The 12,718-nt window shown below is 70.6% G+C and carries 8 protein-coding genes and 1 pseudogene; 1 reads left to right on the top strand and 8 read right to left on the bottom strand.

Annotation, left to right across the window (positions count from 1 at the left end):
- Window positions 1-7: 7 nt before the first annotated feature.
- From ACZ4SA_RS32085 to ACZ4SA_RS32075, 3 genes and pseudogenes are all read right to left on the bottom strand, one after another.
- Window positions 8-346 (bottom strand): chorismate mutase, encoded by a 339-nt coding sequence (locus ACZ4SA_RS32085; protein ID WP_468281426.1) that lies wholly within the window; start codon window positions 344-346, stop codon window positions 8-10.
- Window positions 347-357: 11 nt separating this feature from the next.
- Window positions 358-471 (bottom strand): annotated as a pseudogene (locus ACZ4SA_RS32080) (AraC family transcriptional regulator); the annotation flags it as partial.
- 93 nt (window positions 472-564) lie between these two features.
- A complete protein-coding gene (locus ACZ4SA_RS32075; protein WP_468281425.1) occupies window positions 565-1,323 on the bottom strand; it encodes a S1 family peptidase in 759 nt (252 codons plus the stop codon).
- A gap of 297 nt (window positions 1,324-1,620) precedes the next feature.
- Here ACZ4SA_RS32075 and ACZ4SA_RS32070 point away from each other — a divergent pair, with 297 nt between their 5' ends.
- The gene (locus ACZ4SA_RS32070) at window positions 1,621-2,529 is read left to right on the top strand and encodes a hypothetical protein (RefSeq protein WP_468281424.1); all 909 of its coding nucleotides are present in this window, start codon (window positions 1,621-1,623) and stop codon (window positions 2,527-2,529) included.
- Between the two features lie 472 nt (window positions 2,530-3,001).
- Here the strand turns inward: ACZ4SA_RS32070 and ACZ4SA_RS32065 are convergent, their stop codons facing one another.
- The 5 genes from ACZ4SA_RS32065 to gltB form a co-directional block, all read right to left on the bottom strand.
- Entirely contained in the window at window positions 3,002-4,600 is a 1,599-nt protein-coding gene (locus ACZ4SA_RS32065) for a DEAD/DEAH box helicase (protein WP_468281423.1), read from the bottom strand.
- 102 nt (window positions 4,601-4,702) lie between these two features.
- A complete protein-coding gene (locus ACZ4SA_RS32060; RefSeq protein ID WP_005318814.1) occupies window positions 4,703-4,906 on the bottom strand; it encodes a cold-shock protein in 204 nt (67 codons plus the stop codon).
- A 475-nt stretch (window positions 4,907-5,381) separates the two neighbouring features.
- Window positions 5,382-5,996 carry a TetR/AcrR family transcriptional regulator gene (locus tag ACZ4SA_RS32055; RefSeq protein ID WP_468281422.1) on the bottom strand — a complete coding sequence of 205 codons (615 nt, stop codon included), beginning with the start codon at window positions 5,994-5,996 and terminating at the stop codon, window positions 5,382-5,384.
- A gap of 171 nt (window positions 5,997-6,167) precedes the next feature.
- Window positions 6,168-7,628 carry a glutamate synthase subunit beta gene (locus tag ACZ4SA_RS32050; protein WP_468281421.1) on the bottom strand — a complete coding sequence of 487 codons (1,461 nt, stop codon included), beginning with the start codon at window positions 7,626-7,628 and terminating at the stop codon, window positions 6,168-6,170.
- Window positions 7,621-12,222, bottom strand: a complete 4,602-nt coding sequence (gene gltB / locus ACZ4SA_RS32045) for a glutamate synthase large subunit (protein WP_468281420.1) — start codon at window positions 12,220-12,222, stop codon at window positions 7,621-7,623. Before gltB ends, ACZ4SA_RS32050 begins: the two co-directional genes overlap by 8 nt.
- Window positions 12,223-12,718: the final 496 nt, after the last annotated feature.

Genomic DNA, 12,718 nt, shown 5'->3' with positions numbered 1-12,718 from the left:
GGTGGAGTCAGGCGGGTCGGTCCGGCTGGTCGGGCTGCTCGGGCTGGTCGGCGATCTGCTCGTGGTGGCGGATCACCTCGGCGATGATGAAGTTGAGCAGTTTCTCCGCGAACGCCGGGTCGAGTTTCGCGCTCTCCGCGAGGTGCCGGAGCCGCTCGATCTGGCGGGCCTCGCGCGCCGGGTCGGCGGGCGGCAGCTGGTGCTCGGCCTTGAGGTGGCCGACCTGCTGGGTGCACTTGAAGCGTTCTGCGAGCATGTGGACGACGGCAGCGTCGATGTTGTCGATGCTCTCGCGCAGACGGTTCAGCTCGGCGCGCACGGTCTCGTCGATGTCCCTCGTGGTCATGGTCAGGGAGCTTACGTCGAGGGCGTGGCGATGGTCGGAGGGTGTTCAGGGTCCGGGACGCGAGTGCTCCAGCCCCCGGGGACGGCCCGGCCCTGCTGTTCCCTGAAGCGGATGGGCGCGAGGCCCGGCCCGTGCTGCGGCTTCGCTGAGCTGCGGTGTCGCTGTGTGCCGGAAAGGGGCAGGCCGCGGGGCCTGCCCCCTCCTCTGCGCCGCGTGCCTTACAGATTCGCTGCCGCGGACTTGATGGCGGCGGCGAAGGTCGAGACCTCGGTGTAGACGCCGGGGTAGCCCGCCCTGGCGCATCCGTAGCCCCAGCTGACGATGCCCACCTGGGTCCAGGCGCCGGCGTTGTCCTTGCGGAACATGGGACCACCGGAGTCGCCCTGGCAGGTGTCGACTCCGCCCTGGTTGTATCCGGCGCAGATCTCCTCGCCGGGTACGAGTTCGTTGTACGCCTGCCGGCAGCTGGCGTCGGAGACGAACGGGACCTGGGCCTTCAGCAGGTAGCGCTGCTGCGGGCCGCCCTCGCGGGCCGCGCCCCAGCCGGCGACGGTGAAGGTGCCGCTGTTGTACTCCGTGGTCTCTGCGATCTTCAGGGTGGGCAGGTTGACGGGCTGGGCGAGCTTGATCAGGGCCCAGTCCTTGCCCGTGCCGTTGTAGCCGGGGGCCTGCAGCACCTTGGTGGAGCGGACCTTGATGGCGCTGGAGCTCCGGAGGTCCACGACGCCGGCGGTCGCCGTGATGCTGGTGTTGTTGCCGGAGCCGTTCACGCAGTGGGCGGCGGTGAGCACGATGTCCTTGGCGTAGAGCGCACCGCCGCAGCCCATGGAGAGCCGGACCATGAAGGGGAATTCGCCCTGGGCGGCGCGCGTGCCGCCGACGACGGGCGGGGCGGCGGCGGAGGCGGAGGTGGGCTGGAGACTGACGGCGGCCAGGATGACGGCGCCGGCGGCGGCGCATCTCTTGAGCGTGCGCATCAGGTTCAAGGGACTGCCTCTCGTGGGGGGTTGAGGGGATCACCGAGCCGGGCGGAAGCAGTGACATGTGCCCGACAAGGCGTTGTCCGGAGTATGGGACCCGGTCAGCGGACACCACAAGGAGCACCTTTCGGCCAATTCCCTGGCGTCGTCCCAGCGGTGCGGTCACGGCACCGCCGTAGAGTTGAAGCCCGTTCGGGCGGGGCGGAGGCGCCACAGGCGCGCAGGTGCCGAGGCGCCACAGGCGCGCAAAGCGCGGAGTGGCACAGGCGCCACAGGCGCAGAAGACCAGGACGCATGGGGGTACGGAACGTGGCGAACGACAGCGAGGTCCTGCACGGCTTTCCGCACCTGGACACCGTGCGGTCGGCGATCACCGCGCTGTACCGGCGGCTCTCCCCCGAAGGCGTGCTCTCCTACGCCCCCAGCGTGCTCCCCGCCGATGTCGCCTTCGGCGACCAGGACGATCTTCACCTGGGCGCCCAGCGGGTGGCCCGCGCCCTGGTACACCATCTGCGCCTCCCGGACGCCCGGGTGATCGTCAGCTTCCGCGAGATGAAGCACGCGGCGAGCGTCGAACTGACGGCGGGGCCGGAGTACTTCATCGAGCTCAACGACCGGTTCCGCACCCACCGGCGGGACATCGGCGCCGCCCTCGCCCACGAGATCACCCATGTACTGCTGCACCGGCTGGGGCTGGCGTTCCCCGGCACCCGCGACAACGAGATCCTCACCGACACCGTGACCACCTACCTGGGCGCGGGCTGGCTGCTGCTGGACGCGTTCCGCGAGGACGCCGTCTCCAGCCAGAAGCTCGGTTACCTCACCCCGGAGGAGTTCGGCTATGTCCTCGCCGGGCGGGCGACGGCCTTCGACGAGGATCCGCGGACCTGGTTCACCAGCCCGCAGGCCTACCACGCGTACACCAAGGGCCGCGCCGAGGCGCTGCGTGACGCCCAGCAACCCCCGCTGACCACAGCGGGCCGGATCGGCCGCCTCCGCTACGCCAAGGACCGCCGCCACGCGCTGGAGACCCCAGGTGCCCGGGTCGCCGGCCCGTACGCGTACGCGTTCGAGCACGGGCCGGACGGGCTGCGCGTCTCCTTCCCGTGCACAACCTGCCACCAGCGCATCCGAGTGCCCGTACGGGGGCGGGTGCGGGCCCGCTGCGGGCTGTGCCGGACGATTCTCGAATGCGACACCTGACCGGGCTTCCGTGGCGTCGAACCATGACGGACGACCCGGCGGCGAACAGGCAGGACCTGTTCGAGGCGGTGCACGGCGGTGACGACGACACCGTGGTGCGACCGCTGCGGGAGCCGACGCCGAGGACGACCGGACAGCCCTGTACGCGGCGGTCACCGGCAACAAAGGCGGGCATCGTGCTGCTGCTGCTCGCCCCGGGCGCGGAACCCGACCGCGCCTGTGGTCCCGATGACGGCGACTTGCCGCCCGGCGGCGCCGCGGCCTGGGGACACACCGAATCCGTACGGGCCCTGCTCGCCCCGGGCGCAAAACCCAACCAGCGACGGGGCGGAGGTTGCCGGCGCGGCAGAGCGGCGCGGCGGGGCGGATTCAGCAGCCGTGGTCGACGAGGTCGAAGGACCCGTAGTGGTCGGCGGTGCAGTGGTCCCCCTCTTGCAGGACCGCGAAAAACATAACGGGGCCGCCCACCGCGTCAGCCCGCCGCGCCCCTGCCGCCTCGTCGTGCCGGCCGCCCGCGGCCTGCCGACGTCCGGCCCCGGGACTCGCCCGGCGCAGCCGCCCGCGAGGCCCGCGGCGACTCCGTCGCGCCTTCGCCGTGGCGTCGCGCCGGCCGTCGCCTGCGCGACGACGCGGCTCCGGTCTTCGCGGCCGGCGCCACCGGCTGCGGGAGCTCGATCGTCACCGCGACACCCGAGGGCTCCCGCGCCCCCGTCAGCCGGCTGAGTTCTTCGTCGCCGGACTTCACCCGTGCCGTACGCGGGCTGATGCCCGCGTTCGCCATGAGGCGCGTCATCTCGCGGCGCTGCTCGGGCAGGACGAGCGTCACGACACTGCCCGACTCGCCCGCGCGGGCCGTGCGGCCGCCGCGATGCAGGTAGTCCTTGTGGTCGACGGGCGGGTCGACGTTGACGACGAGGTCCAGGTCGTCGACGTGGATGCCGCGCGCCGCCACGTTCGTCGCGACCAGTGCCGTGATCTGCCCGTTCTTGAACTGGTCCAGGGTGCGGTTGCGCTGCGGCTGGGACCGGCCGCCGTGCAGGGCGGCCGCCCGCACACCGCTGGCCAGCAGCCGCTTCGCGAACCGGTCGGCGGTCCGCTTGGTGTCCACGAAGAGGATCACGCGGCCGTCGCGGGCGGCAATGCGCGTGGCGACGGCCTTCTTGTCGGTCTCGTCGAGCACGTGGAGCACGTGGTGCTCCATGGTGGTGACCGCGCCCGCGGACGGGTCGACCGAGTGCACCACGGGATCCGTGAGGAACATCCGTACGAGCCGGTCGATGTTCTTGTCCAGGGTCGCGGAGAAGAGCATCCGCTGGCCGTCCGGCTCCACCTGCTTCAACAGCGCGGTGACCTGCGGCATGAAGCCCATGTCGGCCATCTGGTCGGCCTCGTCGAGAACGGTGATCGCGACGTCGCCCAGTGAGCAGTCGCCGCGTTCTATGAGGTCCTTGAGCCGCCCGGGGGTGGCCACCAGTACCTCGGCGCCGCGCCGCAGCGCCCCGGCCTGCTTGGTGATGGACAGACCGCCGACGACGGTGGCGAGCCGCAGCTGCAGGGACGTCGCGTAGGGCGCGAGGGCGTCGGTGACCTGCTGCGCGAGCTCCCGCGTGGGGACGAGTACGAGCGCGAGGGGCGCCCGTGACTCGGCTCGGCGGCCGGCGGTACGGGCGAGGAGCGCGAGCCCGAAGGCGAGCGTCTTGCCGGAGCCGGTGCGGCCGCGACCGAGGATGTCCCGGCCGGCGAGGGAGTTGGGGAGCGTCGCCGCCTGGATGGGGAAGGGCTCGGTGACGCCCTGTGCCGCGAGGGTCTTCAGCAGGGCGGCGGGCATGTCCAGCTCGTCGAACGCCGTGACGGCGGGCAGCGCGGGCGTGACGGTCTGCGGCAGGGTGAACTCCTGCGGCGGCGCGGCACTGCGGGCGGACGCCTTCGCCTTCCCGGACCCGGCGGCCTTGCCTGCGCCGGTGCCCTTTCCGGCACCGGGCCGGTTTCCGACGCCGGAGGTGGCCGGGCGCCTGCGGGCCGGGCGTGCGGACCTGGCGGCGGGGCGGTCCGGTCGTTCGGAGCGGTTCATGCGGATGTGCCTTCCTGGGGCCTGTGGACAGCAAGAGCCGGGGCCCACACCGACGAAGGTGCGGGCCCCGGCTGCAGGAGCTGCGAGATACGCGCCCGGCAATCAGGCCGGGAGGATGTTCTCCGCCTGCGGGCCCTTCTGGCCCTGCGTGACGTCGAACGTCACCTTCTGGCCCTCCTGGAGCTCACGGAAGCCCGAGGTGGCAATGTTCGAGTAGTGGGCGAAGACGTCGGCGCCGCCGCCGTCCTGCTCGATGAAGCCGAAGCCCTTTTCCGAGTTGAACCACTTCACGGTTCCAGTAGCCATGTCATTCTCCTAAAACAGGGGCAAGCCGAAAATTCACACCTCGTGAATTTCCCGTCGCTGCATTGAGCCCCATCCGGAGAAGCCGGAAACAATAATGTGCGCCTGAGGAAGCATTCCCGTCAGGCGCACACAAAGTTCATGGGTACCAAAACTGCAACTGTGCCACCGTAGCACGCCGAGCCCCGGAAAGCGCGGATCGGACACGCTGGATGATCGTCGCGTTCGCCCGGCGGCCGCGCTCGCCCAGGATCTGCGGGCCGACCGGCCGCCGGATCGTGCCGGATCGTGGACCTGCGACGTCACCGGTTCGGCTCCGGACCGGCGTCCTGTCCGAGCCCGCGCCGGGCCGGCCCGTGCGCGTTCGCTTTCGCCGGATCGGCCCCTGCCCCGTTGAGCCGGACGAGTGCGTGCCACCGGCACGGCCGCGCAGGGTTCGCACCTACGGCCGGCGTCATGTGCGTACGACCGGCTTCCGTCACGTGCGTACGGCGATCCCGTCGAGAACCATCGACAGATACTGCCGGGCGATCTCCTCCGGGCTGTGCAGACCTCCGGGCCGGTACCAGGAGGCGGCGACCCAGACCGTGTCGCGGACGAACCGGTACGTGAGCCGGATGTCGAGGTCGGCGCGGAAGACGTGCGCCGCGACCCCGCGCTCCAGTGTTCCCAGCCACGCCTTCTCGAACTTCACCTGCGAGTCGGCCAGGTACTGGAAGCGCGGCTGCAGGGCCAGGTGCCGGGACTCCTTCTGGTAGATGGCGACGGCGGCGCGGTGCCGGTCGATCTCCCGGAAGGACTCGGTGATGAGGGCCTCGATGGTCTCGCGCGGACCGAGACCGGCGGCGAGGACGGTGTCGTAGCCGGCCCAGAGTTCGTCGAGGAACGTGGCGAGGATCTCGTCGAGCATCGATTCCTTGGAATCGAAGTGGTAGTAGAGGCTGCCGGCGAGCATCCCGCCCGCGTCCGCGATCTTGCGGACGGTGGTGGCGTTGTAGCCCTGAGCGGCGAAGACCTCGGCGGCGATACCGAGGAGTTCCCGGCGCCGCTCGGGCGGAGCAGCGCTCACCTGCTTCTGCTTCTTCGTAGGCACCCGCCCATTCTCCCCGGTTCGGGGCGGGGCGGGGCGGGGCGAACGCCCGCCGCAGGCGTCACGCATCCCCCTGACGCGTCACGGCGCCTGCCCAAAGTCCGGTCGGGGACAGGGCAGGCGCCGTGTTCAGTTCCGTACGCCGTTGTACGGGACGTGCAAGGGGCGGTGCGGTCAGACCGTCAGTGCGCGGTCCGTCGGGCGGATCGGGGCCGGCAGGGCGCTCGCGCCCGTGAGGTAGCGGTCCACGCCGCGCGCCGCCGAGCGGCCTTCGGCGATCGCCCAGACGATCAGCGACTGGCCGCGGCCCGCGTCGCCGGCGACGAAGACACCGTCGACGTTCGTCGCGAAGTCCGCGTCACGCGCCACATTACCGCGCTCGTCGAGCTCGAGGCCGAACTGCTCGACCAGTCCGTTGGCCTGGTCGATGCCGGTGAAGCCCATCGCCAGGGTGACCAGCTGCGCGGGGATCTTCCGCTCGGTGCCCGGCTTCTGGACCAGCTTGCCGTCCTCGAAGGACACTTCGACCAGGTGCAGGAACTGCACGTTCCCGTCCTCGTCGCCCTCGAAGTGGGTGGTGGAGACGGAGTAGACCCGCTCGCCGCCCTCCTCGTGCGCGGAGGTCACCTTGTAGAGCATGGGGAACGTCGGCCAGGGCTGGTTCGCGTTCCGCTCGTCGCCCGGGCGCGGCATGATCTCCAGCTGCGTGACCGAGGCCGCGCCCTGGCGGTGGGCGGTGCCCACGCAGTCCGCGCCGGTGTCGCCGCCGCCGATGACGACGACGTGCTTGCCCTCCGCGGTGATGGGGGGCGCCACGAAGTCGCCCTCCTGCACCTTGTTGGCGAGCGGCAGGTACTCCATGGCGAAGTGGATGCCGTTCAGCTCGCGTCCGGGGACCGGCAGGTCGCGGGAGACGGTCGCGCCGGCCGCGATGACGACGGCGTCGTAGCGCCGGCGCAGCTTGGTGGCGTCGAGGTCGCGCCCGATCTCCACCTCGGTACGGAACTTGGTGCCCTCCGCGCGCATCTGCTCGATGCGGCGGTTGATGTGCACCTTCTCCATCTTGAACTCGGGGATGCCGTACCGCAGCAGTCCGCCGATGCGGTCGGCGCGCTCGTAGACGGCGACCGTGTGGCCCGCCCGGGTCAGCTGCTGGGCTGCCGCGAGGCCCGCCGGGCCGGAGCCGATGACCGCGACGGTCTTGCCGGACAGGCGGTCCGGCGGCTGCGGGGTGACGTCGCCGGAGTCCCACGCCTTGTCGATGATGGAGACTTCGACGTTTTTGATGGTGACGGCCGGCTGGTTGATGCCGAGCACACACGCCGACTCGCACGGAGCCGGGCACAGGCGGCCGGTGAACTCCGGGAAGTTGTTCGTGGCGTGCAGCCGCTCGGACGCGGCGGCCCAGTCCTCGCGGTAGGCGTAGTCGTTCCACTCGGGGATGAGGTTCCCCAGCGGGCAGCCGTTGTGGCAGAACGGAATGCCGCAGTCCATGCACCGGGCGGCCTGCTTGCTGATGATCGGCAGCAGGGAGCCGGGGACGTAGACCTCGTTCCAGTCCTTGACGCGCTCCTCGACGGGACGGGTCTCGGCGACCTCGCGCCCGGTGGTCAGGAAGCCCTTGGGGTCAGCCATTGATCGCCGCCTCCATCATCTTCTCGGTGGTCTCCCCCTCGGAGAGACCGGCGAGCTCAGCGGCGTCCTTGGCGGCGAGCACTGCCTTGTACGTGGTCGGGATGATCTTGCTGAAACGGTCCACGTTCACGGACCAGTCGGCGAGGAGCTTCTCTGCGACGGTCGAGCCGGTCTCCTCGAAGTGGCGGCGCACGACATCGTGCAGCCACTGCTTGTCCGTGTCGGACAGGGGCTCGATCGCCCCCAGGTTACCGGCGTTGACGTTGTCCTTGTCGAGGTCGATCACGTAGGCGATGCCGCCGGACATGCCGGCCGCGAAGTTGCGGCCGGTCTCGCCGAGGACGACCGCGTGGCCACCGGTCATGTACTCGCAACCGTGGTCGCCGACGCCCTCGGAGACCACCAGTGCGCCGGAGTTGCGGACACAGAAGCGCTCGCCGGTCCGGCCGCGCAGGAACAGCTCGCCGCCGGTGGCGCCGTAGGCGATGGTGTTGCCCGCGATGGTCGAGTACTCGGCCAGGTGCTCGGCGCCCCGGTCGGGGCGGACGACGACCCGGCCGCCGGAGAGGCCCTTGCCGACGTAGTCGTTGGCGTCGCCTTCGAGACGCAGCGTGACGCCGCGCGGCACGAACGCGCCGAAGGACTGGCCGGCGGAGCCGGTGAAGGTGATGTCGATGGTGTCGTCGGGCAGGCCCGCACCGCCGAACTTCTTCGTCACCTCGTGGCCGAGCATGGTGCCGACGGTCCGGTTGATGTTCCGGATGGCGACCTGGCCGCGGACCGGCTGGGCTTCCTCGATGGTCGCCGCGTTCAGCGCGTCGGCGGCGAGCTTGATCAGCTCGTTGTCGAGCGCCTTCTCCAGGCCGTGGTCCTGCTCGACGGCCTGGTGGCGCACCGCGCCGTCGGGCAGGTCGGGCACGTGGAAGAGGGGCGCGAGGTTGAGGCCCTGTGCCTTCCAGTGATCGACGGCCCGCTCGGTGTCGAGGAACTCGGCGTGGCCGACGGCTTCCTCGATGCTGCGGAAACCCAGCTCGGCGAGGATCTCCCGGACCTCCTCGGCGACGAACTCGAAGAAGTTCACGACGAACTCGGCCTTGCCGGAGAACCGCTCGCGCAGCACCGGGTTCTGCGTCGCGATGCCCACGGGGCAGGTGTCCAGGTGGCAGACGCGCATCATGACGCAGCCGGACACGACCAGCGGCGCGGTCGCGAAACCGAACTCCTCGGCGCCGAGCAGCGCGGCGATGACGACGTCGCGGCCGGTCTTGAGCTGGCCGTCGGTCTGGACGACGATGCGGTCGCGCAGGCCGTTGAGCAGCAGGGTCTGCTGGGTCTCGGCGAGGCCGAGCTCCCAGGGGCCGCCCGCGTGCTTCAGCGAGGTCAGCGGGGAGGCGCCCGTACCGCCGTCGTGGCCGGAGATCAGGACGACGTCCGCGTGGGCCTTGGAGACACCGGCGGCGACCGTGCCGACGCCGACCTCGGAGACCAGCTTCACGTGGATGCGGGCTGCCGGGTTGGCGTTCTTGAGGTCGTGGATCAGCTGAGCCAGGTCCTCGATGGAGTAGATGTCGTGGTGCGGCGGCGGGGAGATCAGACCGACGCCCGGGGTGGAGTGCCGGGTCTTGGCGACCCACGGGTAGACCTTGTGGCCGGGCAGCTGGCCGCCCTCGCCGGGCTTGGCGCCCTGGGCCATCTTGATCTGGATGTCGTCCGCGTTGACCAGGTACTCGCTGGTGACACCGAAGCGGCCGGACGCGACCTGCTTGATGGAGGAGCGGCGCTCGGGGTCGTAGAGACGGTCGGGGTCCTCGCCGCCCTCACCCGTGTTGGACTTGCCGCCCAGCTGGTTCATGGCGACGGCGAGGGTCTCGTGCGCCTCCTTGGAGATGGAGCCGTACGACATGGCGCCGGTGGAGAAGCGCTTGACGATCTCGGAGACGGGCTCGACCTCGTCGATGGGGATCGGCCGGCGGTCCGAGCTGAAGCCGAAGAGGCCGCGCAGCGTCATCAGACGCTCGGACTGCTCGTTCACACGGCCCGTGTACTGCTTGAAGATGTCGTACCGCTTGTTGCGCGTGGCGTGCTGCAGGCGGAAGACGGTCTCCGGGTCGAACAGGTGCGGCTCGCCCTCGCGGCGCCACTGGTACTCGCCGCCGATGTCCAGCGCGCGGTGCGTGGCGGCGATGCCGGAGGCCGGGTAGGCCTTGGCGTGCCGGGCGGCGACCTCCTTGGCGATGACGTCGAGTCCGGCGCCGCCGATCTTGGTGGCGGTGCCGTTGAAGTACCTGTCGACGAAGGCGTCGTCGAGACCGACGGCCTCGAAGACCTGCGCGCCGCGGTAGGAGGCGACCGTGGAGATGCCCATCTTGGACATGACCTTCAGGACGCCCTTGCCCAGCGCGTAGATCAGGTTGCGGATGGCCTTCTCGGGCTCAAGGCCCTCGATGAACGTGCCGGCGCGGACCAGGTCCTCGACCGACTCCATCGCCAGGTACGGGTTGACGGCCGCGGCGCCGTAGCCGATCAGCAGGGCGACGTGGTGCACCTCGCGGACGTCACCGGCCTCGACCAGCAGGCCCACCTGGGTGCGCTGCTTGGTGCGGATGAGGTGGTGGTGCACGGCGGAGGTGAGCAGCAGCGACGGGATCGGCGCGTGTTCGGCGTCCGAGTGCCGGTCGGACAGGACAACCAGCCGGGCGCCGTCCTCGATGGCCGCGTCGACCTCGGCGCAGATGGCCTCGATACGGGCGGCGAGCGCGTCGCCGCCGCCGGTGACCCGGTAGAGGCCGGCCAGCGTGGCGGCCTTCATGCCGGGCATGTCGCCGTCGGCGTTGATGTGGATGAGCTTGGCCAGCTCGTCGTTGTCGATCACCGGGAACGGCAGCGTGACGCTGCGGCAGGACGCGGCGGTCGGCTCCAGCAGGTTGCCCTGGGGGCCGAGCGAGGAGTGCAGCGAGGTGACGAGCTCCTCGCGGATGGCGTCCAGCGGCGGGTTGGTGACCTGCGCGAACAGCTGGGTGAAGTAGTCGAAGAGCAGCCGCGGGCGCTCGGACAGCGCCGCGATCGGCGAGTCGGTGCCCATGGAACCGAGCGGCTCGCCGCCGGTGCGTGCCATGGGCGCGAGGATGACGCGCAGCTCCTCCTCGGTGTAACCGAAGGTCTGCTGGCGGCGGGTGACCGAGGCGTGGGTGTGGACGATGTGCTCGCGCTCGGGGAGGTCCTCGAGCTCGATCTCGCCGGCCTCGAGCCACTCCGCGTACGGCGCCTCCGCGGCGAGGGAGGACTTGATCTCGTCGTCCTCGATGATGCGGTGCTCGGCGGTGTCGACGAGGAACATCCTGCCGGGCTGCAGCCGGCCCTTGCGGACGACCTTGGCGGGGTCGATGTCGAGGACGCCGACCTCCGAGGAGAGGACGACGAGGCCGTCGTCGGTGACCCAGTAGCGTCCGGGGCGCAGACCGTTGCGGTCGAGGACCGCGCCGACCTGGACGCCGTCGGTGAAGGTGACACAGGCCGGGCCGTCCCAGGGCTCCATCATCGTGGAGTGGTACTGGTAGAAGGCGCGCCGGGCCGGGTCCATCGAGTCGTGGTTCTCCCACGCCTCGGGGACCATCATCAGCACGGCGTGCGGCAGCGAACGGCCGCCGAGGTGGAGCAGCTCCAGGACCTCGTCGAAGGACGCGGAGTCTGAGGCGTCCGGCGTGCAGACGGGGAAGATCCGGTCGATCTTGCCGGCGCCGGAATTGAACAGCGTGGAGGCGAGCTGCGACTCACGGGCGCGCATCCAGTTGCGGTTGCCCTTGACCGTGTTGATCTCGCCGTTGTGCGCGACGAAGCGGTACGGGTGGGCCAGCGGCCAGCTCGGGAAGGTGTTCGTGGAGAACCGCGAGTGGACGAGCGCCACGGCGGTCGCGAAGCGCCGGTCCGAGAGGTCGGGGAAGAAGGGCTCGAGCTGGCCGGTGGTCAGCATGCCCTTGTAGACGATGGTGCGCGCGGAGAGCGACGGGAAGTAGACACCGGCCTCGCGCTCGGCGCGCTTGCGCAGCACGAACGCCTTGCGGTCCAGCGCGATGCCGGTGCTCTCGCCTCCCCCAGAGCCTTCGGCCTGGGAGGTACCCCCAGCCACGAAGAGCTGACGGAAGGCGGGCATGGTGGCGCGGGCGCCGTTGCCGAGCAGGTCGGGCGTGACGGGGACCTCGCGCCAGCCGAGGACGCGCAGGCCCTCTTCGGAGACGATCGTCTCGATCTGCGAGACGGCGGCCTCGTTCTCCTCGGCGTCCGCCGGAAGGAAGGCGATACCGACGGCGTACGAGCCTGCCTCTGGCAGCTCGAAACCGGTGGCCTCGCGCAGGAAGGCGTCGGGAACCTGGAGCAGGATGCCCGCGCCGTCGCCCGAATCGGGCTCGGAACCGGTGGCACCGCGGTGCTCGAGGTTTCGCAGTACGGTCAGCGCCTGCTCGACCAGCTCATGGCTGGCAACACCGGTGAGGGTGGCCACGAACCCGACACCGCAGGCGTCGTGTTCGTTACGGGGGTCGTACATCCCCTGGGGGGCGGGGCGACCGTCCATGGGCGACCAGGCGTCGGAACGCATCGGCTCTCCCGTCGTCGTCGTGGCATATGCAGTGCCGAGGGACGACGTTGGCCCTCCGCGAAATTTCGTGCAGGTTACATGATGGAGTGATTCTCGGAAAGCGGATAGTTCATTCCAGCATGCGGACACCGCGCCAGGCGGTGAGAGGGTCGCGGCGGACACGTCGCATCCGGCGGACTTCGGCTGAGCAGGCTTCATTGCCCGCAGCGTCTACGGCTGATGCCCAGTGATTACGGAATCGAAACCACCGGATGACGGCTACTTATGTTGCGCCTTGCATAGTGTCTCACCCTGGGCCCCTGCTGCGGGAGGGCGTACGTCACAGGGTCCGTGACAAAGCCCGAAAATGCGAACGTGCCGGCTCCCGGGGGCCGGCGAGCGGCGGACGCCGTGGGAGCGGCGTGGGGGGGGGGGGGGGGGGGGGGGGGGGGGGGGGGGGGGGGGGGGGGGGGGGGGGGGGGGGGGGGGGGGGGGGGGGGGGGGGGGGGGGGGGGGG

The sequence above is a fragment of the Streptomyces sp. NPDC027962 genome, assembly GCF_055566095.1.
The sequence above is the reverse complement of the archived record's forward strand: the minus strand, read 5'-3'. Positions and strand labels throughout refer to the sequence as shown.

Coding starts and splice junctions, on each gene's coding strand:
- ACZ4SA_RS32065 (WP_468281423.1), bottom strand. CDS start 4,600: ATGAACCGCTCCGAACGACCGGACCGCCCCGCCGCCAGGTCCGCACGC.
- ACZ4SA_RS32075 (WP_468281425.1), bottom strand. CDS start 1,323: ATGCGCACGCTCAAGAGATGCGCCGCCGCCGGCGCCGTCATCCTGGCC.
- ACZ4SA_RS32060 (WP_005318814.1), bottom strand. CDS start 4,906: ATGGCTACTGGAACCGTGAAGTGGTTCAACTCGGAAAAGGGCTTCGGC.
- gltB (WP_468281420.1), bottom strand. CDS start 12,222: ATGCGTTCCGACGCCTGGTCGCCCATGGACGGTCGCCCCGCCCCCCAG.
- ACZ4SA_RS32050 (WP_468281421.1), bottom strand. CDS start 7,628: ATGGCTGACCCCAAGGGCTTCCTGACCACCGGGCGCGAGGTCGCCGAG.
- ACZ4SA_RS32085 (WP_468281426.1), bottom strand. CDS start 346: ATGACCACGAGGGACATCGACGAGACCGTGCGCGCCGAGCTGAACCGT.
- ACZ4SA_RS32070 (WP_468281424.1), top strand. CDS start 1,621: ATGGGGGTACGGAACGTGGCGAACGACAGCGAGGTCCTGCACGGCTTT.